At 66.9% G+C, this 25,016-nt stretch carries 20 protein-coding genes; 11 read left to right on the top strand and 9 right to left on the bottom strand.

What is annotated here, in order from left to right; genetic code table 11:
• The first annotated feature begins 453 nt into the window (after positions 1–453).
• The gene (locus tag GS424_RS04490) at positions 454–3,033 is read left to right on the top strand and encodes a YhgE/Pip domain-containing protein (protein WP_160942922.1); all 2,580 of its coding nucleotides are present in this window, start codon (positions 454–456) and stop codon (positions 3,031–3,033) included.
• Positions 3,030–5,189: a YhgE/Pip domain-containing protein gene (locus GS424_RS04495; RefSeq protein ID WP_160942921.1), complete on the top strand. Its 2,160-nt coding sequence runs from the start codon at positions 3,030–3,032 to the stop codon at positions 5,187–5,189. The genes GS424_RS04490 and GS424_RS04495 overlap by 4 nt, the downstream gene beginning before the upstream one ends.
• 97 nt (positions 5,190–5,286) lie before the next feature.
• On the opposite strand, the gene GS424_RS04500 is transcribed toward GS424_RS04495, so the two are convergent.
• From GS424_RS04500 to GS424_RS04520, 5 genes are all read right to left on the bottom strand, one after another.
• On the bottom strand, positions 5,287–6,024 hold the full coding sequence (locus GS424_RS04500) for an ABC transporter permease (protein ID WP_160942920.1): 738 nt from the start codon (positions 6,022–6,024) through the stop codon (positions 5,287–5,289).
• Positions 6,025–6,867, bottom strand: a complete 843-nt coding sequence (locus GS424_RS04505; protein WP_160942919.1) for an ABC transporter ATP-binding protein — start codon at positions 6,865–6,867, stop codon at positions 6,025–6,027.
• 181 nt (positions 6,868–7,048) lie between these two features.
• Positions 7,049–7,792, bottom strand: coding sequence for an ABC transporter permease (locus tag GS424_RS04510; protein WP_160942918.1), 744 nt, complete (start codon positions 7,790–7,792; stop codon positions 7,049–7,051).
• Complete coding sequence (locus tag GS424_RS04515) at positions 7,786–8,700, bottom strand: LytTR family transcriptional regulator DNA-binding domain-containing protein (RefSeq protein ID WP_160942917.1); 915 nt, start codon at positions 8,698–8,700, stop codon at positions 7,786–7,788. The genes GS424_RS04510 and GS424_RS04515 overlap by 7 nt, the downstream gene beginning before the upstream one ends.
• A 6-nt stretch (positions 8,701–8,706) precedes the next feature.
• Positions 8,707–9,084, bottom strand: coding sequence for a VOC family protein (locus GS424_RS04520; RefSeq protein ID WP_154334348.1), 378 nt, complete (start codon positions 9,082–9,084; stop codon positions 8,707–8,709).
• A 533-nt stretch (positions 9,085–9,617) separates the two neighbouring features.
• Here GS424_RS04520 and GS424_RS04525 point away from each other — a divergent pair.
• From GS424_RS04525 to GS424_RS04535, 3 genes are all read left to right on the top strand, one after another.
• Positions 9,618–10,328, top strand: a complete 711-nt coding sequence (locus tag GS424_RS04525) for an ATP-binding cassette domain-containing protein (protein WP_244977676.1) — start codon at positions 9,618–9,620, stop codon at positions 10,326–10,328.
• Between the two features lie 3 nt (positions 10,329–10,331).
• Positions 10,332–12,920, top strand: a complete 2,589-nt coding sequence (locus tag GS424_RS04530; protein WP_160942916.1) for a YhgE/Pip domain-containing protein — start codon at positions 10,332–10,334, stop codon at positions 12,918–12,920.
• Positions 12,921–12,993: 73 nt separating this feature from the next.
• Positions 12,994–13,653 carry a TetR/AcrR family transcriptional regulator gene (locus GS424_RS04535; protein ID WP_160942915.1) on the top strand — a complete coding sequence of 220 codons (660 nt, stop codon included), beginning with the start codon at positions 12,994–12,996 and terminating at the stop codon, positions 13,651–13,653.
• Positions 13,654–13,744: 91 nt separating this feature from the next.
• Here GS424_RS04535 and GS424_RS04540 read toward each other — a convergent pair whose 3' ends face one another.
• Together GS424_RS04540 and GS424_RS04545 are read right to left on the bottom strand one after the other, a co-directional pair.
• Positions 13,745–15,175, bottom strand: coding sequence for a helix-turn-helix transcriptional regulator (locus tag GS424_RS04540; RefSeq protein WP_160942914.1), 1,431 nt, complete (start codon positions 15,173–15,175; stop codon positions 13,745–13,747).
• 127 nt (positions 15,176–15,302) lie between these two features.
• Positions 15,303–16,931 (bottom strand): FAD-dependent oxidoreductase, encoded by a 1,629-nt coding sequence (locus GS424_RS04545; RefSeq protein ID WP_160942913.1) that lies wholly within the window; start codon positions 16,929–16,931, stop codon positions 15,303–15,305.
• Between the two features lie 327 nt (positions 16,932–17,258).
• Between GS424_RS04545 and GS424_RS04550 the strand changes: the two genes are divergently transcribed.
• The 5 genes from GS424_RS04550 (at position 17,259) to acpS (ending at position 21,416) form a co-directional block, all read left to right on the top strand.
• The gene (locus GS424_RS04550) at positions 17,259–17,804 is read left to right on the top strand and encodes a hypothetical protein (RefSeq protein ID WP_244977677.1); all 546 of its coding nucleotides are present in this window, start codon (positions 17,259–17,261) and stop codon (positions 17,802–17,804) included.
• A gap of 10 nt (positions 17,805–17,814) precedes the next feature.
• On the top strand, positions 17,815–18,147 hold the full coding sequence (locus GS424_RS04555) for a helix-turn-helix domain-containing protein (protein ID WP_154334354.1): 333 nt from the start codon (positions 17,815–17,817) through the stop codon (positions 18,145–18,147).
• A gap of 122 nt (positions 18,148–18,269) precedes the next feature.
• Positions 18,270–18,890, top strand: a complete 621-nt coding sequence (locus tag GS424_RS04560; protein ID WP_160942912.1) for a hypothetical protein — start codon at positions 18,270–18,272, stop codon at positions 18,888–18,890.
• Between the two features lie 110 nt (positions 18,891–19,000).
• Positions 19,001–20,830 (top strand): glutamine--fructose-6-phosphate transaminase (isomerizing), encoded by a 1,830-nt coding sequence (gene glmS, locus GS424_RS04565; RefSeq protein ID WP_160942911.1) that lies wholly within the window; start codon positions 19,001–19,003, stop codon positions 20,828–20,830.
• Positions 20,823–21,416, top strand: coding sequence for a holo-ACP synthase (gene acpS, locus GS424_RS04570; RefSeq protein WP_160942910.1), 594 nt, complete (start codon positions 20,823–20,825; stop codon positions 21,414–21,416). The genes glmS and acpS overlap by 8 nt, the downstream gene beginning before the upstream one ends.
• A 241-nt stretch (positions 21,417–21,657) precedes the next feature.
• Here the strand turns inward: acpS and GS424_RS04575 are convergent, their stop codons facing one another.
• On the bottom strand, positions 21,658–22,623 hold the full coding sequence (locus GS424_RS04575; RefSeq protein WP_160942909.1) for a hypothetical protein: 966 nt from the start codon (positions 22,621–22,623) through the stop codon (positions 21,658–21,660).
• A 226-nt stretch (positions 22,624–22,849) separates the two neighbouring features.
• Positions 22,850–23,089, bottom strand: coding sequence for a helix-turn-helix domain-containing protein (locus GS424_RS04580; RefSeq protein WP_160942908.1), 240 nt, complete (start codon positions 23,087–23,089; stop codon positions 22,850–22,852).
• 272 nt (positions 23,090–23,361) lie between these two features.
• On the opposite strand from GS424_RS04580, the gene GS424_RS04585 reads away from it, so the two are divergent.
• Positions 23,362–24,978, top strand: a complete 1,617-nt coding sequence (locus tag GS424_RS04585) for a L,D-transpeptidase family protein (RefSeq protein WP_160942907.1) — start codon at positions 23,362–23,364, stop codon at positions 24,976–24,978.
• Positions 24,979–25,016: the final 38 nt, after the last annotated feature.

Raw genomic sequence — 25,016 nt, forward strand, 5'->3', positions numbered from 1 at the left:
TCCGGGTCCTTCTTCGACGGGCGGAGCCGAGTTGGGGGTCTTCCGCCCGTCGAAGGCGGCGCGGCGGGCGATGCCGGGCCATGGCCGTTCCCTGTTCGCCGATGGCGGCATCGCCGTTGTGCCGTACCTCTATGATAACGAGCTGGTCTTACGTTTCGATGGCGTGCGTCCAGCGCGCTTTGCCGTCGAATCTTGCGCGGTTCCAACGCGCCTCCAGCGCCGTTTCCACGTCGCGCACCTCCGTTTCCAACGCGCTTCGAACGCGCCTTGCACGCGCTTCTCGCGCCCGTCCAGCGCGCGATGGTTCAACCGGAGGTTGATTCTCTCGACCGATCGCAAAATCACGGTCCGCGCGCGTTGCGCACGTACCCTCGATGGGCTATCGTTTTCCCTTACGTACTGGTGATAAGGGGATCGGCCGTCTCCACGGCCCGACAAGGACGAGAGCTCCGCATGAAGACGGTTTTTCAGATACTGCTGCGCGACCTGAAGCGGCTCGCGCGCAATCCCGTGGCGATCATCGTGACGCTGGGCGTGTGCGTCATCCCGTCGCTGTACGCGTGGTACAGCATCGAGGCGAACTGGGATCCGTACGCGAACACGTCCGGCATCCGCGTCGCCGTCAGCAACGAGGACGCGGGCACGCGCGACGACGTGGTGGGCGACCTCGACGTGGGCGCCGAGGTGGTGGAGGGCTTGCGCGACAACACCCAGCTGGGGTGGGAGTTCGTGTCGCAGGACGAGGCGATGGAGGGCGTGCGGTCGGGCGCGTACTACGCCGCCATCGTCATCCCGAAGTCGTTCAGCGAGGATCTGGTGAGCGCGGCGTACGGCGGTTCGGAGAAGCCGCAGCTCGAATACTATGTGAACGAGAAGAAGAACTCGGTGGCCCCGAAGGTGACCGATGCGGGCGCCGCAGCCATCGAGGAGCAGATCAACTCGATGTTCATCCAGACGGTGAGCAAGGCCGTCGTCAGCGGCGCGCAGCAGGTGGGGCATGAGGCCGAGGACGGGGTGGCCGCCGCCGAGGGCAGCTTGACGAGCGGCGTGAGCGAGGCGGCGTCGGCGCTCGGCGACGCGCGCGGCCTGCTCGACGGCATGGGCGGCACCGTGGCCGCGTCGCGCGACTCGGCGGCGCGCGCCCGCGCCACGCTGTCCGACCTGCTCAACCAGCTGCCCACCCTGTCGGCGGCGCTCGTCGAGGGCGGCGGCCTCCTCACCGAGGCGCGCGACGCGGCGAACGGGTACTTCTCGTCCGCGGCATCGTCCGTGGGGCAGGCGAGCTCGCTCGTGAGCAGCGCCGCCGTGCAGACGAACGCGGCCATCGGCCAGACGGCGGGCGACGTGACCGCGCTCCAGGAGCGCGTGGACGGCCTGCTGGCCGACGCGGAGAAGCTGGCGAAGGACAACGAAACCATGCTCGAGGCGCTCAAGGACCTGGAGCGGGACCACCCCGAGCTGGCCGGCATCATCGAGCAGCTCGAGCAGCAGAACGCCCAGCAGCAGGAAACCATCGAGGCGCTCAAGCGGGCGAGCGCCACCGTCACCGAGACGGCCGGCAAGGCCGTCGACGCCTCGCAGGCGGTGACCGGCGTCGTGCAGGGCGAGGCGCAGGGCCTGACCCAGTCGCAGCAATCGCTGTCCACCGACGTGCTGCCGCAGCTGTCGTACGGGCTCGACGGCCTGTCGCAGGCCACCGGCACGCTGTCGGGCGCGGTGGCCGCGCTCGACGGGCTCGTGCGGCAGGCCGACGCCGCGGTGGCGCAGCTCGACGCGACGCTCGGCCAGGCCGAGCAGGCGCTCTCGTCGTCCAGCTGGTCGCTCGGCTCGGTGCAGGGCCACCTGAGCACGATGGCCACCGACCTGGCCGCCCTCAGCGACTCGGCCTCGCTCGACCAGCTGTCCACCCTGCTCGGCGTCAATCCCGACGCGGCCGCCAGCTTCATGGCCGCACCCGTGACGCTGCGCACCGAGACCGTCTTCCCCGTGGACACGTACGGCGCCGGCGTGGCCCCGTTCTACACGAACCTCGCGCTGTGGGTGGGCGGCTTCGTCCTCATCGCCATCTTCAAGCTGGAGGTGGACCGCACCGGCGTGGGGCGCATGAGCCCGACGCAGAGCTACTTCGGCCGCTGGCTGCTGCTTGTGGCGCTCGCCGCGGTGCAGGCGGTCATCGTGTGCGTGGGCGACCTCGTGCTCGGCGTGCAATGCGTCGAGCCCGTGGCCTTCGTGGCGGCCGGCGTGTTCGCCTCGTTCGTCTACCTCAACATCATCTACGCGCTGGCCGTGGCGTTCAAGCACATTGGCAAGGCGCTGGCCGTCGTGCTGCTCATCATGCAGATACCCGGGTCGTCGGGCATGTACCCCGTGGAGATGATGTCCGGGTTCTTCCAGGTCATCCATCCGTTCCTGCCGTTCACCTACGGCATCGGGGCGCTGCGCGAGGCCATCGGCGGCATGTACGGCCAGGCGTTCTGGATCGACCTCGCGCACCTCGCGCTGTTCCTGCCCGTCGCGTTCCTCATCGGGCTCGTGGCCCGTCCGTACCTGCTGAACATCAACCTGCTGTTCGACCGCAAGCTGGCCGAGACCGACGTGATGGTCAGCGAGCGCGGCGAGCTCGAGCACAAGCGCTACCGTCTGCGCACGGTGATCCGCGCGCTGTTGGACACCGACGCGTACCGCGAGACGCTCGTCAAGCGCTTCGAGCGTTTCGGCAGGAACTACCGCCGCTTCATCCGCGCGGGCTTCGCGGCGTTGGCGGCGCTGTCGGTGCTCATGCTCGTGCTGCTGTCCACCGTGCAGGTGGACGCCGACGGCAAGCTGCTCATGCTCGTGGTGTGGATCGCCGTGCTCGTGGCGGTGGACGGCTACCTGATCGCCATCGAGTACGTTCACGAGAACCTGGGCTACCAGATGGACCTCGCCTCGATGGACGAGGAGGGCCTGCGCGACAAGGTGCGCTCGCATCTCACGTTCGGCCCGGGCAAGCAGGCGGATGCCGCCGAGGACGAAGGGGGCGAGCAGGTATGAGGGTCGTGTGGGAAATCTTCAAGGGCGACCTCAAGAACGCGACGAAGAGCGTCGTGGGTCTCGTGGTGCTCGTGGGCCTCGTCGTGGTGCCGGCGCTGTACGCCTGGTTCAACATCCTGGGCGGATGGGACCCCTACGAGAACACCGACGGCCTCAAGGTGGCCGTGGCCAACGAGGACGAGGGCTACTCGAGCGACCTCGTTCCCGTCGACCTGAACATCGGGAACAGCGTGGTCTCGGCGCTGCGCGCGAACGACCAGTTCGACTGGGAGTTCATGAGCGAGGACGAGGCGGTGGAAGGCGTGCGCTCGGGCGCGTACTACGCCGCCATCGTGATCCCGCAGAGCTTCAGCGCCGACATGATGACGCTGTTCTCCACCGACATCAAGCATTCCGACATCGTGTACTACTCGAACCAGAAGGAGAACGCCATCGCGCCGCGCGTCACCGACAAGGGCGCGAGCGCCGTGCAGTCGAGCATCGACGAGACGTTCACCAGCACGGTGGACGAGGTGGGGCTCAAAACCATCTCCCAGCTCATCGACTTCATGGACGGCGACTCGATGAATTCCTACGCCTCGACGCTCAAGCGCAACCTCGAGTTCGCGATGGCCGACCTCGACAGCGCCGCCTCGCAGACCACGGCGTTCTCCGCGCTGATCTCGTCCACGTCGTCGCTCGTGCAGACCACGGGCGGCATCATGGGCGACGCGGGGAGCTCGTCGTCGGCGGCGCGCGACGCGCTCGGTGAGGCGCAGGCGGGCCTTGCGGGCGTGGGCGACTCGCTGTCGGGCGCGGCGTCGCTCGTCGACGCGGCGCTCGCGCAGAGCGAGGCCGGCTTAGACGCCATCGCGAAACGCATCGACCAGGGCCTCGACGCGGCCGAGAGCCAGGTGTCGGACGTGGAGGACGACATGGGGCTGGCCGCGGACGACGTGAGGAGCATGGCCGACGCGTTCGCCACCGCGCGCGACGCCGTGGCGAAGATCGATCCCGACAACCCCGTGCTCGACCAGTTCGACCGCACGATCGCGCTGCTCACCGCGCTTGCGGACGGCATCGGCGACGTGGCCGGCGACGTGGACGGCACGGCGAAGACCGCCGCCGAGCAGCGCAAGGCCGTGGAAGGCCTGCTGGACGACGCGCGCGCGAGCTTGGGCGGCGTGCGCACCGGCTACGAGGGCGATCTGGCGTATCGGGCCGAGACGCTGCGCTCGACCCTCGCGTCGGTGAGCGATTCGTCCGTGCGCGTGTCGAACGACGTGGACTACGTGCTGTCGTCGCTGGCCTCGACGTCCGGCTCGCTGTCGAGCGACCTGACGGGCGCGCAGGGAGCGCTCGACGAGGCGACGGGCGTGCTGACGCGGGCGAGCGCGAAGCTCCAGGACGCGCTGACCCAGCTGGAGGGCGCGCTGTCGTCGGGCGATCTCGAGCAGGTGAAGAGCATCATCGGCTCGAATCCCCAGAGCATGGCGTCGTTCCTGTCCTCGCCGGTGAGCATCGACCGCCACAGCGTGTACGGCATCGCGAACTACGGCTCGTCCATGGCGGCGTTCTACACCATCCTGTCGATGTGGGTGGGCTCGATCATCCTCGTGGCGCTCATGAAGGTGGAGGTGTCCGAGCAGCGCATCGCGTCGCTGTCGCGCGCGCCGCGCCGCTGGGAGCTGTACCTCGGGCGCTTCGGCATCTTCGCGCTGCTGGCGTTTTTGCAAAGCACGTTCGTGTGCGCGGGCGACCTGCTGTTCCTCGGCATCCAATGCCCGCATCCGTTCCTGTTCATGCTGGCCGGATGGGCGGCGGGGCTCGTGTTCAGCTTCTTCGTGTACACGCTGGTGGTGTCGTTCGGCGACATCGGCAAGGCGGTGGCCGTGGTGCTGCTGGTCATGCAGGTGGCCGGCTCGGGCGGCACGTTCCCCATCGAGATGACCAGCAGCTTCTTCCAGGCCGTCTATCCGTACCTGCCCTTCACGCACGGCATCGCGGCCATGCACGCGTGCATCGGCGGCATCTACGGCATGGAGTATTGGGTGGAGCTCGGCACCCTGCTGCTGTTCCTGATCCCGGCGCTGCTGCTGGGCCTCGTGCTGCGCAAGCCCGTCATCAAGCTGAACACCTTCGTCATCGAGAAGCTGGAGGAGACGAAGATCATGTAGGTTCCGCTGGCCTGGCGACCGATGGAACGTCGAGCAACCGCAGGGCGCTCCTGCGCCCCGCGGCTGCTCGCTGCGCCCACCTGCGCGCGTCCTCCGCCTAGTTGTCGCGGGAGAGGCGCTTGTAGATGATCGCGAAGGCGACGGCGGCCACGACGATCCAGACGAGCATGCCCACGGCGGGCAGCACGGCCTCGGGGGTGAACAGCGCGCCGTCGGCCAGCAGGGTGCCCAGCTTGTCCATGCCGCCGGTGGGCAGGTAGGGGGCGATGTTCGAGAACCCGTCGATGAACTGGGAGTACATGGGGGCGATGCCCACCAGCAGGATGGGTACGCTCAACAGGCCGGCCGACATCTGGTCGCGTGAGGCCAACCCCAGCAACAGCGAGAGCAGCACGATGGGAATCGACCCCACCACGCCGATGGCGAGGAAGGCGGGCAGCCCGGCGAGGGGCTGGCCGAGCACGAGGTAGCAGGCCGCGTCCACCACCGCGATGGCGATGAGCGCCACGAGCCCGCGCGACAGCAGGATCTGCTCGGGACCCACGTTCGCCAGCATGAGCGTGCGCAGCGTGTGCTTCTCCTTCTCCTCCGCGATGGCGGTGATCGTGGCCATCGACGACACCATGGTGGACGTGAACAGCAGGGCGTACGACAGCATCATGGCGTCGAAGGCGTGCTGCGCCTCGGCGCCCTCGACGTTGCCGCCCATGACCTTGCTGAAGAAGACGATGAACCCGAGGGGCAGCAGGCAGCACACGAGCATGGTGGGGTTCTTCACCACGTCCTTGAGGTCCTTCTCGAACAGCGTGGCGGTTTTGCGCATGATGGCTTCCATTTAGAACTCCCTTCCCGTGAGCTCGAGAAACACTTCTTCCAGATCGGGCTCCACCGAGTGGATGGACAGGCATTCGCCCGTCTGCAGCGCCTCGGCGACCAGCGCGGCGCCGGCGGCGTCCTTCGTGGTGCGCACGACGCGGCCGTCGGCCACGCGGACGAGCACCTCGTTCTTCGCGAACCGCAGGCGCAGCGCGTCGGGCGTGTCGCAGGCGACGAGCGCGCCCTCGTTGAGGATGCCCACGCGGTGGCAGAGGCCCTCGGCTTCGGCCATGTCGTGCGTGGTGAGGAACACGGTGGTGCCGTGGTCGTTCAGCTCGTGCAGCATAGTGTGCACCTCGGCGCGCGCGGCGGGGTCGAGGCCGCTCGTGGGCTCGTCGAGGAACAGCAGCTCGGGCCCGTGCACGATCGCCGCCAGCAGCGCGGCGCGCTGGCGCATGCCCTTCGAGCAGTTCTTGATGAGCGTTTTCTTGTCCGCGGCCAGGTTCATGCGCTCGAGCAGCGCGGGGATGTTGTTGCCCGTCACGCCGCGCACCTTCGCGTAGAAGCGCAGGTTCTCCTCGATGGTCATGCGCTCGTAGAGGGCGCTCGTGTCCGAGAGGATGCCGATGCGCTCGTAGTCGTTGTTCGTGGCGTGCTCGATGGCGCGCCCGAACAGCATGATGCGGCCGGAATCCTTGACGAGCTGGCGCGTGAGCAGCTTGATGGTGGTGGTCTTGCCGGCGCCCGAGGGCCCCAGGAAGCCGAAGCACTCGCCGCGCTCCACCTCGAAGGAGAGGTGGCTCAGCACGCGCTTCGCCTTGAAGCTGAGGGACACGTCGTCCATGGACAGCAGGGGGTTCATGTGGTTGCTCCTTTCGTTTTCGACGGGGAGCAGTTTCCCTCGGCGCGTGCCTCCGATCAAGGGAAACGCGACGTCGGGAGCGCGCCGCGCGACGAGAGGAGCAGGGGAGGCGACGACAGGAGCGCGCGGCTCGGGCAGGGGCGCGGGCGCGGCGGCCGGGTTGGGGAGGGGCGCGTCCGCGCTACTCGTCGCGGGGGATGCGCGGCGCGACGACGACGAACGCGACGAGGCTCACGACGATCCACGCGAGCTGCGCGAGCGCGGGCGCGATGGACGCGGAGGTGAACAGCGTGCCTTCCGCCAGCGCGTAGACGAGGGCGAACCCGCCGCCGGTGGGCAGGAGGGGCAGCGCCTGGAACGTGGCTTCGGCGTACATGAAGAGCATGGGCGCGATGCCGATGAGGATGATGGGCAGGCTGGAGAAGCTGGCCGCCATCTGGTTGCGCGAGGCGAGGCCCAGCGCCAGCGACAGCGCGATCAGCGGGATGCCGGCCAGCACGGTGATCAGCATGAAGGGGAGCATGCAATCGAACGAGGCGCCCGACACCAGGAAGCAGGCCGCTCCCACGAGCGCGGTGTACAGTGTGCCGACGATGCCGTGCGCGGCGATCATCGGGGCGCGGCCGACGCCGGCCAGCGTGAGCATGCGCAGCGCGTGCTTCTCGCGCGCCTCGGCCATGGGGTAGACGATCGTCGTGCCGGGCACCATGCCGGTGGTGAACAGCATGCTGAAGACGAGCAGGAACAGGCGCGCGTCGTCTTGCTCGAGCGGGCCGACGATGACGAAGCGGCAGATGAGCAGGAAAAACGCGGGGAACAGGCAGCACGCGAGCAACCCGGGGCTTTTCACCACGTTCATGAAGTATTTCCGCACGAGCACGCGCAGGATGCCCGGGCGGGCGGCGGCCTGCTTCTCGTTCACCATCGGTAGCGCTCCCGCATCTCCTCGGCACGTCCCTTCGCCAGCGGGATGGACGTGTGCGCGGCGTCGCCCAGCGTGAGGTTGAAGCTGTTGCGCGTGTAGCGCTCCACCTTCGCCACCTTCTGCACGTTCACGAGGAACGACCGATGGCAGCGGAAGAACCCGGCGCGCGACAGCTCGTGCTCCAGCTCGTCCATCGTGCGCGGCGTCTGGTAGCGCTCGCCGCGCACCGAGAGGTACGTGGCCTTGTTCATGCTTTCGGCGAAGTCGATGTCGCGCGGGTCGAACAGCAGCGTGGCCGTCTCGGTGTGCGCGGGGATCTTGAGCACGTGCACCTCGTCGCCCTCGTACGCGGCGCCCCCGTCCTCGTCGCCGTCGTCGTCCTGGTCCACCGCGATGAAGCGGCCCTCTTCGTGCCAGCAGGCCACGCCGGGCATGAGCAGCGCCTCGCGCAGCGGCTCGACCGTGGTGACGAAGCGGCAACCCTGCTCCATGCGCTCGGCGATCCAGGTGAGCGCGACGGCGCGCCCCTCGGCGTCGAGGTCGGACAGCGGGCGTTCGAGGAAGCACGCCTCCGGCTCGAAGAGGCTCGCGCGCGCCAGGTTCACGAGCGCCATCGTCGAGGGAGGGAGGCCGCCGATCTTGCGCTTCGCGACGCTGCGCAGGTTGAAGTGCGAGATGGCGTCCTCGTAATGCACCGAGCTGCGCGCGATGCTGCCGTAGAAGCGCAGGTGCGAGGCCACGGAGTCGCGCTCGAAGCCGCGGTCGGTCTCCAGGACGAACGCGCAGCGCTGCGTGCGGTAGCGTGCACGCACGGCCGCCAGCAGGGCGGCGGACGTCTCGCGGCTGCATTCGACGTGCACGCTGCGGTCGTCGGCCACCAGCTCGTCGATGGATGCGAACTCGGTCACGGGAGGCTACTCCGCGCGCATCGCCGGGAGGATCTCCAGCCAGCAGCCGTCGGGGTCCTCGATGAAGTAGAGGCCCATGCGCTCGTTCACGAAGCACACGCAGCCCATCTCCTCGTGCAGGGCGCGCGCGGCGTCGAGGTCGTCCACCTCGAAGGCCAGATGCGTGTCGCGCCCGCCGTTGTCGTAGGGCTCGGTGCGCCCGCGGTTCCACGTGAGCTCCACCTGGAAGTCGGTCTCGTCGTTGCCGACGAACACGTTTTCCCACGATCCGTCCTCGGGTCCCATGCGCCGCTGCACGACGAGCCCCAGCGCGCGCTCGTAGAACGCGAGCGACGCGTCCAGGTCGAGGACGTGGATGCAGCGGTGGATCATCTTCGCTTTCATGGCGGTTCCTTTTCTGCGCAGGTTCGCGCGCGGTTGCGCACGGTTCGTTCGCTGGAAGTATACCCGAGATCACGGTCGCGTGACGCCAACGCAACGGAACTCCCGAAGAGGAGGGAAGGCGGGCCCCGTCGATGCGAGAATGTTTCACGTGAAACACTTGTTCGCGCGATCACGCTTCCGTGGTCGCCGGGTTTGTTCGCGAAATCCGACCTGCGAGTCACAAAAATCACCGCGGTGAAGCTCGGCGAGAGATCCGCGTACCCTTGATATTTTGTGACCTGGGGAAACGCGTTCAGGTTTCAGGGCAATGGCGACTGGCGAGCGGTCGTGCACGCTTCGATGCCCCGGAATCGCTTCACAGCGGTGATTTTTGTGACTGCGAGGAGCGTGTTCGGCTCGATGCGATGGAGAAGATGCGGTTTCAGCGAGTTCGCGCGAAACGCTTGCGCCTTTTCGCCAGGGTGCTATACTTCCGTCTGAAAAACTGACTAGTCAGTCAAAAATGAGGGCTGACGAACGACACGAAGGACGTGATGGACATGCAGGAGACGCTGGCGCGCCCGGAATCGGGCACGTTCGTGCGCGAGGGCGCCACGTTCGCGGGCGCGCCGTACCTCAGCGCGCGCGGGTTGGGGCTGAAGACGTACGCGGGGTTCGCGTATCGCAACGTGGACGTCGACGTGCATCGCGGCGAGCTGGTGGCCGTGCGCGGACGCAACGGAAGCGGCAAGACGGCGCTCTTGCTCACGCTGGCCGGGCGTATGAAGCAGACGGAGGGCACGCTGACCGCAGGCGGGCTCGAGCTGCCGCGCCAGCGGGCGAAGGCGGAGCGTCGCGTGGGCTTGGGCCTGTTCAGCGGGTTGAACGACCTGCAGGACAGCCTGACGACGGCGTACGCGCTGGGCGCCGAGTTCGAGCTGTACGGCCGCAAGCCGCGCCGCGAGGCGGTGACGGGCTATTTGCAGCAGTGGCAGCTCGCCGACGTGGCGAACGTGCGCGTGAAGGACCTCACGTCGCAGAAGCTCACGCAGCTGGGCATCGCGCTCGCGTTCGTGGGCGAGCCCGACGCCGTGGTGGTGGACGACGTGGAGAGCCAGCTGACGATGTCGCAGTCGGAGGCCCTCGTCGAGCTGCTGCTCGATGCGGCGCGCACGCGCAACGTCGCCATCGTCGTGGGCGTGGTGGAGCGCGATCTGGCCGCCATGGCCGACGCGACGGTGTACCTGTCGAAGGACGGTGAGTAGCGTATGAGCTTCAAAGGATTGCGGTTCGCGGGCCTCGAGTGGAAGAACATCACGGCCTCGAAGGTGATGTGGGTGGTCATCGCAGCCATCGCCATCATGCCGCTGCTGTACGGCGCGCTGTACCTGGCGGCGTTCCAGGATCCGTACGCGCGCTTGAACACGGTGCCCGTCGCCGTGGTGAACGAGGACGCGGGCGCGATCATCTCCGCCGAGCAGCGCAACCTCGGCGACGACGTGGTACAGGAGCTCAAGGACACCGACGACGGCCTGCAATGGCACTTCGTGTCGGCCGACGAGGCGCAGAAGGGCCTCGAGGACGGCACCTACTTCATGACGTGCACGATCCCCTCCGACTTCTCGGCGAGCGTGGCGTCGGTCGACGGCGACAGCCCCGAGAAGGCGCAGCTGAAGATCGACTACAACCAGAGCGAGAACATGCTGGCGTCCCAGATCGGCGAGACGGTGTGGAAGGAAGTGCGCACGCGCGTGAGCGACACGGTGGCCACCGAGTACTGGACGACGGTGCTCGGCCGCGTGGCCGACTCGGGCAAGGACATCCAGACGGCCGCCGACGGCGCGGGCGATTTGGAGGACGGCCTCGTGACGGCGAAGGACGGGAGCGCCGCCATCACGTCGAACCTCGGCACGCTCAAGGACGGTGCGCTCACGCTCGACACCGGCCTGGGCAGCCTTGTCGCCGGCGCGTCGTCCCTCGATGCCGGCCTGGGCACGCTGAGCGGCGGCACCTCCACGCTGAAAGCCGGCACGCAATCGCTGGTGGCGGGCGCGAACCAGCTGCACGACGGCGCGAGCCAAGTGGCGGGCGGTGCCAGCAGCGTGTCGAGCGGGGCGTCGAAGCTGCAGTCCGACGGCACCAGCAAGGTGGCCGCCGGAGCCAGCCAGCTGGCGGAAGCAACGAGCGCGCTGCCCGACGAAGCGCAGGCGGACGAAGCCGAAGCGGGATCGAACCAGATCTCCGGCGGCATCGCGCACCTGCAGGGTGCAGCTGGCGAGCTTGCCGGCGGCGTGAGCCAGCTCAAGAGCGGATTGGATACGGTTTCCGGCGGTGCGGGCGCCCTTGAGGCGGGAGCGCGTGACGCCCAAGCGGGCGCGACCTCCCTGAAAGCCGGGATCGGCACGTCGGGGCAGACGGTAGCCGATCAAACGCTGTACGGCTTGCTGAACAGCGCGCAAGCGGCTCTCGAGGGCGGCGACACGGCGACGGCCAGGGGACTCATCGGCGCCGCCCAGGAAGCTGCGGGAAGCCTGTCGGCCGGTGCGGCGCAACTCGAGACGGGCACCGGGAGCCTGGTTTCCGGTGCGCAGCAGCTGCAGGCGGGTATCGGTTCCTCAAGCGATACGTCGGCCACCACGCTCTACGGCGGCGCGAACCTCCTTGCCGACGGCATCGGCGCTTCGAGCGACGCTTCGGCCACCACGCTCTACGGCGGTCTCAACAGCCTTTCAGCCGGCTACGAAAGCTTGTCCTCGCAGCTGCTTCCGCTTGTTCGGCAATCGCCTGCGCTTCGTGCTGCCGTGCTGCAGCTCGACGCCGGCGCGAACGAGGTGAACGCCAACATGTCCTCGCTCGTGGCGGGCTCCTCGCAGGTGGCGTCCGGCGCCTCCCAGGTGAACGACGGCGCGGCTTCGGCGGTGTCGGGGGCGGGCCAGCTCGACGCCGGCGCGTCCCAGCTCGTCGACGGCGCGCAGTCGGCCAAGAGCGGCGCGGGCCAGCTGAGCGCCGGCGCGCAGAGCGCCAAGGACGGCTCCGCGCGGATCGCCGACGGCGCCACGCAGCTTCAGGAGGGCAGCGGCACGCTCACCACGGGCCTCGCCGACGCGGTGGACGGCTCCGGCGAGCTGGCCGGCGCGCTCGCCGACGGCGCGAAGACGGCCGCCGACCAGACCTCGAACATCGACGGCAAGTCCGAGGTGATGAGCGACCCCGTCGAGCTCGTGAACGAGTACTACACCACGGTGAAGAACTACGGCACCGGCTTCGCCCCGTACTTCATGGCCCTGGGCCTGTGGGTGGGCGGCCTCGTGGCGGGCTTCGTGTTCAAGCCGCTCAACAGCCGCCTCATCATGTCGGGCGCGAATCCCGTGACGGTGGCGTTCGCGAACTACCTGCCGGTGGCGTTCTTCTCGCTCATCCAGGCGACGCTGCTCATGGTGGTGCTCCAGTTCGGCTTGCAGCTGCAAATCGACAACGTGCCCGCGTTCTACGCGATGGGCTACCTCACGGCGCTCGTGTTCGCAGCCATCATGCAGGTGCTCATGGCGGCGTTCGGGTTCCCCGGCAAGTTCGTGGCCATCATCCTGCTCATGCTGCAGCTGACGGCCTGCGCCGGCACGTTCCCCATCCAGACGACGCCGGACTTCTTCCAGGCCATCAACCCGTACATGCCCATGACGTACGTGGTGCAGGGCATGCGCCAGATCATGACGGGCCTGGATTACGGCATCGTGGGCTTCGACTGCCTCGTGCTGTTCGCCATCGGCGCGGTGTGCTTCGCGCTCACGTGCCTCGTGGCGTACCGCAAGCGCACGGTGCGCATGGAGGACTTGCACCCGGTGCTGCAGCTGGGATAGCCTCCGACCTGGTACACTGAGGAATAACAGACGAACGGCCCGGCGGGACACGCCGGGCCGCGGGGGTGATGCAATGACGGGAACGAAGCGCACCGAGAAAGCGTGCGCGACGCGCAAGCAGCTGCTGGACGCGGCGCTGGCCGTGATCGGCGAGAAGGGGTACTCGGCGGCCACGGTCGACGAGATCGTCGAGGCGGCCGGCGTGTCGAAGGGCGTGGCGTACTACCACTTCAAGAGCAAGGCCGCCATGGCCGAGAGCATCCTGGAGGAGGGCATCGGCGACCTCATCGAGGGTTTCGAGCGCATCGCCGCGGAGGCTCCCACCGCGCCCGTGGCCCTCACCGGCATGGTGGAGCTGTTCGCCACGCGCATCTTCGAGAACAAGGCGTTCGGGCGTTTCTTCGTGTCCGAGCTGTGGCGCGAGGGGCGCGTGTGGTCGGAGTCCATGCGCAGCTACGAGGGGCGCCTGCTCGACGTGCTGGAAAGCCAGCTGGCGCGCGGTCAGCGGGAGGGCGTCATCCGGCCCGAGATCGACCCCGCGTTCGAGGCCGTGGCCCTCATCGGCATGGTGCTGACCACCACGCTGTATTATCTCGGCGACGAGGGGCCGCTGTCGGGGGCGCCGTCGCGCCAGCGCGAAGGCGCGCAGGCGATCGGCGGCAAGGACGGCTTCATCGGGCGCATCGCCGATTTCGTCCGCCACGCCAACGCCTGTCCGGGGGTTCTCGACTAGGCCGGGCGCGCGGGGCGAGCATGACGCGGGGCGCGCGATGCGCGGCGCGGGGCGGGGAGCGCTCGCGGGCGCGCGCCGCGCGGCGCGGCCGTCAGGCGCGCTCGGGGCGCTCCCCGTCGTCCACGCCGATGATGTCGCGCAGCTGCTTGCGGCTGTTGATGCCCATCTTCTCGTAGATGTGCCGCGTGTGGGCCTTGAACGTCCCCTCGGCGATGAACAGCTCGCGCTCGATGGCGGGCCCGGTCTTCCCGCGGGCGATGAGCCGCAGGATCTCGTCCTCGCGCGGGCTGAGCCGATAGCGCTTCGCGATCTCGTCGCAGCGCGCTTCCAGCCGCTCCTCCTCGGCGCTGCGCTCGATGAGGCCGCCCGATTCCAGCAGCGACACGCCCCATTTCGAGGTGAGCTCGCGCTCCGAGTACAGGATGAAGGTGGCAACCAGCACGAGCACCGCCACGAGGCCGGTGACGGCGGTTTCGTGGACGCCGGTCGGAAGCAGCTGCGCAAGCGCGTTCGCCGCATCGTTTCCCCAGATGATGAACACCTGCTCGACACTCTTGACGCTGGCGAGCGCGACGACGGCGATGCCGAGCCGCTTCGAGATGTCGTACAGCAGAAGCGACACGAGCACGGTCATCAGCGAGTAGCTCATGGAGATGAAGTAGCTGGACACGTTCGCGCCGAACAGCGATTCGGCGGGGATCAGCAGGAACCCGCACACCATGAGCAGCAGCGGCGAGCGGTACAGCACGCCGATGCCCACGCGTTGGGACAGCAACAGCACGAACGCGAACAGGGCCGCCATGGTGAGGGCGGTGGACAGCGACGAGTGCATGCCCGCGCCCGCGGCCAGCTGCTGCTGGCGCAGGCCGTACGCGAACGAGTAGACCGCGAACAGGGCGAACAGTTTCCACGGATACGAGAAGCGCGGGTACGTGGGCTTCTGCCGCTCGGATGCGGGCAGCGCGCGGTTCGCGTACGCCACGCTGGCGACGGCCGCGACGGGCAGCACGACCAGCGCGATGCTGCCGCGCAGCTCGTCGAACCCCTCGCAGAAGAACACGATGACCACGGCCATGAACGTGGACGCCGCGGTGTACAGCACGATGCGGATGAGGCTGAGCGCGCCGATGGTCTCGGCCCAGAGGAGCAGGAACACGCTGAACCCGACGCCGCCGGCCACGCCGCTTGCGACGAGCAGCCCGGTCGCGGCGAAGGGGGCGCCCTGCGCGACGACGAGGCAGATCGACGCGCCCAGCATGCCCAGCAGCGCCGCAGGCTTCGTCCATTTTCGGCTGCAGAACGGCACCACCCGACGGGCCGTGAGCGCGATGGCGAGCGCGAGCAGGCAGTACGCGTAGTCGAACACCACGTGCGGGTCGAAGGGCACCGCGACGGCCTGGGCGGGCGCGGCGAACGCCAGCGTCATCCACGCCCGAGCGCATCCGAGCGCGAAGAGGTAGGGGACGATGGTGTCGAGGTAGGCCAGCTTCGAAGGCCCGTCGGATCGCTTGAGGGTTTCCATGCCGCCATTATAGCAAGCGGATTCTCCGGGCGCGGGCACGGCTGCAGCGGCATCCGGGGGCAGGGGGAAGCCGCCGCCTTGGAGGGAGGGGGTCAAGGCGGCGGCGCGGGTGAGCGTGGGTGTCGGCTTACTGCTGGGCGACGTGCGCTCCCGCGACGTAGCCCGACGTGATGGCGCGCCCGATGGAGAGGCCCTCGATGTCCATGGGGTAGTCGACGCCGCCGAAGAACTGGCCGGACGCGTTGCCCACGGCGAACAGGCCGTCGATGGGCTGGAACTGCTCGTTCAGGCACTGGTGGTCGGCGTTCACCACGAGGCCGCCCAGGATGGCGGGCAGCTTGTTGGAGCCGCGGGGAACGGCGTAGTAGGGGCCGCCCTCGATGGGGACGAGGTACTTCGCCGCTTTGCCGAAGTCCTCGTCGCGGCCGGCGGCGCACAGCTCGTTGTACCGGGCGACGGATTCCACGATGCGCTGCTTGTCCAGCTGCATCGCGGTCCAGTCGTTCTCCTGCGCGTAGGCGATCATGGCGTCGGCCAGCTCCTCCACCGTGTCGGCCTTGATCCACTTCTCGGGATTCACCTTGTTGTCGCCGTTGTACTGCGAGATGTCGAAGGGCGCTTCCGCCTTCCACTCCTCGAAGTAGTCCTCCCACGTGCTGGGCACGATGCTGAAGAACTTGGCGGCGGTGGAATCCTGGAACCCGGCCTCGGCCAGATAGGGCCGCGCGAAGTTGTTCATGTAGCCCATGCGGCAGCAGCTTTCGTCCATGAAGCGGTCGCCGTGGACGTCGAGGAACAGAAACGGCATCTCGAGGCGCACGGCGGCGGGCTCGCCGTGGATCATCTTCGTGTGCGTCGTCGGCGTCATGAGCGCGCCCGCCCACATGCCGGCGCACAGCGCGCTGCCGTCGCGGAACGTGGTGAACAGCGAGAAGCCCTTCGTGTCCGGTGCGTAGTAATCGAGCATGTCCTGGTTGCTGGAGTAGTCGCCGCAGGCGAGGATGACGCCCTTGCCCGCCTTGAACAGCAGGTGCTCGTCCTTGTCGTTTTTGCAGATGACGCCCGTGATGCGGCCGTCTTCCTGCTGCAGCTGCACACAGGGCGTGTTGTAGAAGAACTCGGCGCCGGCCGCGGCCAGGCGCTCGGCGATGACGAGCGCGGCGGCGTTGTGGTTGCCCTCCACGTGGAAGTACGTGTTCGCGTGGAGGTGGATGTCGTAGCCGTTGTACGACAGCGTCGCCTCGTGCGGCTTCGACTCCACGCCGCCCTGAGCGGCCTCGTCGGCCCACCACGCGAGGGCTTCTTGAGAGTTGTGCGCCCACACGTTCACGAGGTCGCGGTTCGAGCGGTAGTCGCTCTTCCAGTTGATGAAGCTCACGCAGGCCTGCACGGCGGCTTCGTCGGTTTGCGCGAGGTCGATGGACGCCGCCATGTTGCCGGTGGTCTGCGCCGTGCCGATGTTCTGGACGCACGCGACGCGCGCGCCGGCCTCGAGCGCGGAGTGCACGGCCGACAGCCCGGATTCGCCCGCGCCCACCACGACGACGTCGAACTCGTAGGTGGCGGCGAAGTCGGTGATGGGCTCGGGCGCTTGCAGGAAGCTCGGGCCTGCCTGCGTCTGGGCGGCGGTGGCCTGCGCGGAGGATGCGTGCTGCGGCGCGCATCCGGCCAGCGCGCTCGCGCCGAGCGCGCCTAACGCAGCGACGCCGCCGAGCCTGAGCGCATCGCGGCGCGTGACGTTCGTGAAATCTCCCATGGTTTCCCCTTCCGGTTGGACGGCGCCCGTCTCGGCGCCTCTTTCGACGCTCGGAACTATGCCCGTCCGCGCGGTTGGCCGCATCGACCGATGGGGAAGAAGAGGTTTAAAGCTATAAACCTCACCATAAACCTTGTCGATTTATGATAAAAACTGTAATAGTATTGATACGATCAACATTAGAGAGGAGATGGATATGCTGTTCTACAGTGAGGGTACGACTTTGGGTATTTGCCATAGAGTTGGCTTAGGCGTCTTCTGTTTCGATCTTGGAATACAGTCGCTGCCCGAGAGGAAGCCTGCGATATAGGAAGCCTGTGTGGTCGTGTGACAAAATCCATGCGGAGAATCGAAGAATCGCTTTCAAAGATGCAGACGCTCGGCTCGAGGTTGAGCGTCCTATTCTTGGTTCTGTTCATTTCGATATGTGTTTCTTTGACGGCGCTGATTGTACTTGAAATTATTAGCTATGCTATCTCGTCATCAACACCCGAACCGTATGCTGCATTCCAATTTGGATCATCTATTCTCATGAATGCGGTTTACGGAGTGATGCTTTTGGTGATGAGGGGCGTGGCTAAAGATGTTGCTCGCGGGCGCTCTCCTTTTACCTTTGAGCATGCCCGTCACATTAAAATTATGGCTTGGATGTTTGTTGCGGGATTCATTCTCAATATATTCATCTCTCCCGATTTTATCCAGATGACACATATTGGCACACTTGACCTCGGTCTTGTTTCCGACCAAATCGGTCGATACCCAACCATACATCTTGACGTCAAATCTGCCGTTGGGGCTATTGTTTGTTTCTCGCTTTCTTCTGTTTGGAAGTACGGGGCGTTGTTGCAAGCCGATTCAGACGATTACCTGTAGGGGCTTGAATATGGCAAAGCACCTGATAGTTGAATTGGAAGCCATGTTGCTCGAGCGGGGCAAGAACAGCAACGACCTCGCGCGCGCCACCGGGCACACGAAGGTCAACGTGTCCAGGATACGGCAGGCGAAGATGCGCGGCATCAGGATGGATACCCTCATGGAGATCTGCCTCGAGCTCGATTGCCAGCCGGGCGACATCCTCAAGATCGTCTCCGACGAGGAGTTCAACCGTCTCGTCGAGGAGCGCCGCAAAGTCGGGGAGGCCCGCGTCAAGGCGGGGATGAGGCGGACCGCCCCCGAACGCGTCTACGAGATCGACCTCGACCTCGGGAGCGAATGATCGGCGCCGTTCACCGGAAGTGCATACTTTTTATCATTAAACGATAATAATGCTGGTAATATGCCAGGTTACTATTCTTGATCAAAGGGGGAAGCACGGCCCGTCTCGCATTGCTTTTTCGCATGGTCGACGAAGGCATCGTGTCCTTCTCCGTGGCGGCGGGCTTCTTGGTCGCCGTGCCTTTGTGCGCCGTCCAGGGCAGCTGGATCGTCGAGTGGTCCTTCGGCATGTTCGTCGCCACCTGGGTGCTGGCCTTCCTGACGGCCTATCCGTTCGTCTGCGTGCTGCTCAACACCTGCTATCTGACGGCTCCGCCCGACGACGCTGTGCGCGCGGCGGCCGGCAAGCGCATGGAGGCGGCCACGATTTTCGCGGGGGCGTTCGGCGTGCTGTGCGCGGCGCTGCTGACGGCGCCGTCTCGCGTCGATTCGGCGGTTGAGACGGGGCCGGTGGACGGGCTCGCCATCGCCGGGGTCGGCATGCTGGCCTGCCTGGTTTGGTATGCGGCGGCCCGCTTCCTGCCGAGGGGCGGCGAGCCCTCGGCCTCGACGATGCCGGCGCTTGCGGCCCTGCTCGTGGCGTCGACGGCGTTCGGGCTGCTCTGCACCGTCTGCTCGGGCCTCGTCTGGAAAGCCCTCGTCATGCTCTACCCCTTCAATCTCCTCCTCATCCTCGCCAAGCACCTCAGAACGCGCTTGCACGAACGGCGCGACGGGCGCGCGCGTCGCCTGCTGCGTCGTTGACGGGAAAGATGCGTTTATTGAGCGGATGTGCGACTTCGCCCGACGCGCGTTCGCGCGTGCGGAACCGGTGCGCTAAACTATCGGCGAACCCGAGCACCAAGGAGCCAACCATGTGCGGAATCGTCGGATACACCGGAACCCGTCCCGTCAAGGACATCCTCATCGAAGGCCTGTCGCGGCTTGAGTATCGCGGCTACGACTCGGCCGGCATCGCCGTCGAACAGGACGGCGCGCTGGAAGTCGTGCACTGCAAGGGGAAGGTGAGCGGCCTCGCGCGGCTCGTCGAGCCCCTCAACCTCACCGGCACCTGCGGCATCGGCCACACGCGCTGGGCCACGCACGGCCGCCCGAGCGAGGCGAACGCGCATCCCCACACCTCCTGCGACGGCCGCGTCGCCGTCGTGCACAACGGCATCATCGAGAACTTCGCCGAGCTGCGCGAAGAGCTGGAGGGCCGCGGCCACACGTTCACGAGCCAGACCGACACCGAGGTCATCGCGCATCTCGTGGAGGAGAACCTGCGCGAGAGCCACGATCTGCTGCAGGCCGTGCGCGATGCCACCGAGCGCCTGATCGGCGCGTACGCCATCGCGGCCATCAGCGACCAGGAGCCCGGCACCCTCGTGGCGGCGCGCAAGGACTCGCCGCTCGTGGTGGGGCTCGCCGACGACGGGGCGTTCGTCGCCTCCGACATCATCGCCATGATCGACGACACGCGCAACGTGGTGGTGCTGGCCGACGGCGACGTGGCGAAGCTCACGCCTGCGGCCACCACGTTCTTCAACGTGCGCGGCGAGGCGTACGAGCCCGAGGTGACGCACGTCGATTGGGATCTCGACGTGGCGGAGAAGGGCGGCTACCCCGACTTCATGCTCAAGGAGATCCACGAGCAGCCGCGCGTCATCCGCGACACGCTGGCGGGCCGCCTCGTGAACGGCGCGCTGTCCATCGACGAGCTGGACCTTACGCTGGAGGAGCTCAACCTCATCGACCGCGTGTACGTCATCGCGTGCGGCACGAGCTACCACGCCGGCCTCATCGCGAAGAACCTCATCGAAGGCTGGGCGCGCATCCCCACCGAGGTGGAGGTGGCCAGCGAATTCCGCTACCGCAACCCCATCATCACGCCGTCTACCCTCGTGGTGGCCGTGTCGCAGTCGGGCGAGACCGCCGACACGCTGGCGGCCATCCGCGACGCGCGCGTGAAGGGCGCGAAGGTGTTCGGCATCACGAACGTCGTGGGCTCGCCCGTGGCACGCGAGAGCGACGGCGTGATCTACACAAAGGCCAACAAGGAGATCGCGGTGGCCTCCACGAAGTCGTTCCTGGGCCAGGTGGTGTCGCTGACGCTGCTCGCCATGTTGCTTGCCCAGGTCAAAGGCAAGCTTAAGACGAACCAGGTGCGCCTGCTGTTCCACGAGCTGGCCGACACGGCCGAGCAGGTGGAGCGCATCCTGGCCGATGCGACCGCCATCGACGAGGCGGCCCGCGCGTGCAAGGACGCCTCGAGCGCGCTGTTCGTGGGCCGCGGCATGGGCGCCGCCATCAGTTACGAAGGCGCGCTCAAGCTCAAGGAGATCAGCTACCTGCACGCCGAAGCCTACCCGGCCGGCGAGATGAAGCACGGCCCCATCGCGCTCATCGACGAGGGCTTCCCGGTCATCGCGGTGGCCACGAAGAGCCCCGTCTACGACAAGCTCGTGTCGAACCTGCAGGAGGCAAAGGCCCGCGGCGCGATGGTGGTGGCCATCGCCACCGAGGGCGACGAGGACATCAAGCACCACGCCGACCACGTCATCTACATCCCGAAGGTGCGCGACGCGTTCTCGGCCATCACGGCCAGCGTGCCGTTGCAGCTGTTCGCGCGCGCCATCGCCGTCGAGCGCGGCTGCGACGTGGACCAGCCCCGCAACCTGGCCAAGTCGGTGACCGTTGAGTAGGGAGGCGGCGGCCGAGCGGGCCGCAACCGCCAGCGCCGCCGAAGCGGCGTCGTCGGCGTTCGAAGGCGTCGAGGGTGCGGTGGGTCTCGGCGTGGACATCGTGGAGATCGCCCGCATGCGGCGCATCCTCGAGCGCACGCCGAGCTTCCGCGAGAAGGTGTTCTCCGAGGAGGAGCGCGCCTACTGCGAATCCACGGCCAACCCCGAGGTGCATTACGCCACGCGCTTTGCCGCGAAGGAGGCCGTGCTCAAGGCGCTCGGCACCGGGTTCTCGCGCGGCGTCGCGAACCACGACGTGGAGGTGCGCCGCAACGCGAAGGGCCGCCCCTCCGTGGTGCTGCACGGCCGCGCGAAGGAGATCGCCGCCGAGCAGGGCGTGCGCGAGCTGCCGCTGTCGCTGTCGTACACGCATACCGACGCCGTGGCCTGCGCGCTCGCCATCACCGAGGAGTCGGTGCGTGCGCAGGAGGAACGCGTGAACCCCATGGAGGAGCTGGCGAAGCAGTTCAAGGAAGCCCGCAGCCTCCTCGACGAGATGGACAAGCCGGCGGCGGGAGCGGGGGCCCCGGAGGCTGAGGCCCGCTGACGGTGATCCCGCGCGCCCGGGCCGCGTCTTCGACGCGCGAATCGGGCGGAACCAAGCAATTTTGACGTTTTGCGAACTTTATTCCGCGCTCGAAACTAACCAGATTTTGCGCTGCGCGCAAAACAGCAGGTCGTGAGCGTGCGCGAAAAGAACAACGTTTGGGATTCGAGCAGCGAAGTTCGCAAAACGTCAAAATTGCTTCGAGCTGCCCGATTCGCGTGTTCTGCGGATCTCGCTCGATCTAAAGTCCCTGCCGCATGAGCCGCGTGTGGAGCTCGCGTTGTCGGGCGGCGTAGTCTTTGCAGCGCGGTTGAATCTGCTTGCCGAGGCGACCTGCCACTACGTGTGCGAGCTTATTGAATTCCCAGAGGTTTTTGACCTGCTTGTTCGTGATGGTAAGCATGGTGATGCCAACGGATTCCAAGTCGTTTCGCCGTCGGGCGTCGCGCGCGATGCGGTCTGCTCCAGTATGCGCGAGGTCGCTGTCGTACTCGAGGCCCAGTTTCGCTGCGGGCCAGTACAGGTCGATGCGGTACGTTTTCCTCGTTTTCGTCGCGCCTACCCGCTGCAAAACGGTGACCTCGTGGTTCAAGCGTGGTTGACCGAAACCGCACCCGCCGAGCGCGCACGGCAGCTCGAAGAGCATGGACACGTCGGTCTCCCTTGGAGAAGCCGACCGGGGGAGAACGTGCTGGAGGGCCCATCGTGCCGCTTTCGTTCCGTGAACGCCGGGGATGCGCTCGAGGTACGACTGCATGCGTGGGACGGTGGTGAGCGGATTGCGTGCATAGAAGCCGTCGGGATGGGTGCGCGAAAGGGCGTACGAGCCGCAGAGCTCGTAGCCTATGCGGATGAGGTCGACACGGTGCGCCAAGGTTCCGATCTGAGGGAGCAGCAGTTCGGGGGAAGCGGCGAACAGTTCGTTTTCGCTGCGAACGAACAAGATGGATCCATGGGGAAGCGAGGCGGTGCCGACGCTGTGGCCCGCGACGAGGCTCGTCCTACGGCGTCTCGTCTCGCGTGACGCCATCACATGGCGCGGCGCGCTCAGCGTGTTGGCGAAGGGGACGGCCTCTGCGATCTCGGCGGCGCTCGGTAGGCGTTCGGGCAACGCGAAGCCGCGCGACGCGGGCTGGCGGCGGAGGAAAGCGGCGTTGGACGCCCGCGTGCACTCAAGCGCGGATATGTGGCTGAATACGATGCGCATGTCGCTCAGTATAGCCGCTTTGATCAGGTAAAACAACGATTTCACGCGCTGGAAACGCGTTGGGTTTCCGCTGGAAACGCGCTAGGTTTCTGCTAGAAACGCGCTAGGTTTCCGTTGGGTTCACGCTCGAACCGCGTGGCGTAAGTGCTAGATCCGCGTGAGAAACACGCTGGATTCGCGTCGTGCTCACGCTAGAAAATGCGGGGTTTTCCGCCGCCCCCTTCCGCTATCCCTTGTCGCCGAAGCGGCGGCGGGCCTCGTCGTCTTCCATGTATTCCAGCAGGTCGCCCGGCTGGCAGTCGAAAATGCGGCAGAGCTCGTCGAGCGTATCGATGCGAAACGCCCGGATCTTGCCGTTCTTGATGCGCGACACGGTTTGCACGGTGCAATCGAGCTCGGCGGCGAGTTCTACCGACTGCATCTTCTTCGCGGCCAGCAGCTTGTCGAGGTTGAAGATAATCGCCATGGCAATCGCCTACGGGGCGTCAACGGGCGACGGGTCGAATACGACCAGGGGGGGGGGTATGCGTAATCCGGCTCCTCATCGCGTTGTGCATGCGCGTCCTCCTGACGGCGAACATGAAACTATGTTTGCGGAGATTATAATTCCTTCGAGCGCCGTTTGCCCCGTAAAGTTAAGCGTTTCATTTAATTTGTTAAGCAAAAGCATTGAAATGTGCGGCCAAGCTCGGTAAGTTGATGGAATACGTGCACGAGGAGAGACGAGGAGGCGCCCTCATGACGCCGGAACACGACACGCAAGGCCAAGACGACGGCCGTCAGGCGACGCCCTCCCACGACGTCGACGGTTTCGACGCGCCTCCCGACCGGTTCACCTCGTTCGTGCCCGCATCGCGGGGCGCCCGCCCGGGCCCCGCCCACGGAATCCCCGCCAATCCCGCCAACCCCGGCAGTCGGCGCGGCCCCTCGCGGCAGAGGCCCGCGTTCACCAAGAAGACCGCCTTCATCGCGGTCGGCGCACTCGTGGGCGTGGTCGCGATCGTGTACCTGGCGGGGGCGTTCGCCTTCATGGACCGCTTCATGCCGAACACCACCATCATGGGCAAGGACGTGTCGCTCAAAACCACCGCCGAAGTGCAGGACCTGCTCACCGACGTGGCGAAAAGCTATCAGCTCGACGTCTCGGGGCAGGGCTTCTCGCTGACCCTCACCTCCTCCGACCTGGGCACCGCCATCAACAGCCAGAGCGTGACGGACGCCATGCACGCCGATGCCAGCCCGTGGGCGTGGCCGGTCGAGATCTTCGCCGCGCATGACGAAACCGACAAGCTGGCCACCTCGAACGGCAAGCTGGACGAGGCCGTGCGCAAGGCGGTCGAGACGTTCAACGAGCAGGCCGAAGCGCCGCGCAACGCCGGGCTCGACTACGACGGCGGCAGCTCGCGGTTCGTCGTGCGCGCCGAGACCGTCGGCACCGCGCTCGACGCCGACAAGGTGGTCGAGGCGGTGAACGCGGCCGTCGCCGAGCTCGAATCGTCCGTCGTCCTCACCGAGGATGCGCTGCAGCAGCCCACGCTGTTCTCGGACGACGAGCGCCTGGCGAAGTCGGCCGACGACGCGAACGCGCTGCTGCAAGCCGACTTCTCGCTCAACTTGGGCGACACGCCCGTGGCCCAGGTGGACGCCGACCAGATCGCCGACTGGATGCGCCTGCGCGACGACGCCTCGGTGGGCATCGACGAGCAGCTCGTGGCCGCCTGGGTGCAGGACACGGCGTCCGCGTGCAACACCTACCAGGCGCGCCGCACGTTCACGCGCGCCGACGGCAAGGAGGTCACCGTGTCGGGCGGCGTGTACGGCTGGATCATCGACAAGGACAAGCTGCAAGAGACGATCATGAACGGCGTGAACTCCGCGCAGACCGGCGACGTGGCCATTCCCTGCGAGCAGGAGGCGGGCGCCTACGACGGCCTGCACGGCCGCGACTGGGGCAAGCGCTACGTCGACGTCGACCTCGGCGAGCAGCACGCGCGCCTCTACGACGACCAGGGCTCCCTCGTGTGGGAGTCGGACGTGGTCACGGGCACGCCGGACGGCGAGCACGACACCCCCGAGGGCATCTACGTGATCAACGGCAAGGAGAGCCCGTCGAAGCTGATCGGCCAGATGGAGCCCGAGACGGGCGAGCCGGAATACAAGACGGAAGTGAAGACGTGGATGCCGTTCGTGGAGAACTACATCGGCTTCCACGACGCCGAGTGGCAGTCCGCGTTCGGCGGCTCGCGCTACTCCTCGGGCTACGGCAGCCACGGCTGCGTCAACTTGCCGCCCGACAAGTCGGTGGAGCTGTACGACCTCATCGAGGTGGGCGACGTCGTGGTGAGCCACTGGTAGGATCGCCGCCGCGCCCCGCAGCCTCCGCGCCCCGGCTC

The organism is Eggerthella guodeyinii (assembly GCF_009834925.2).
GTDB lineage: Bacteria > Actinomycetota > Coriobacteriia > Coriobacteriales > Eggerthellaceae > Eggerthella > Eggerthella guodeyinii.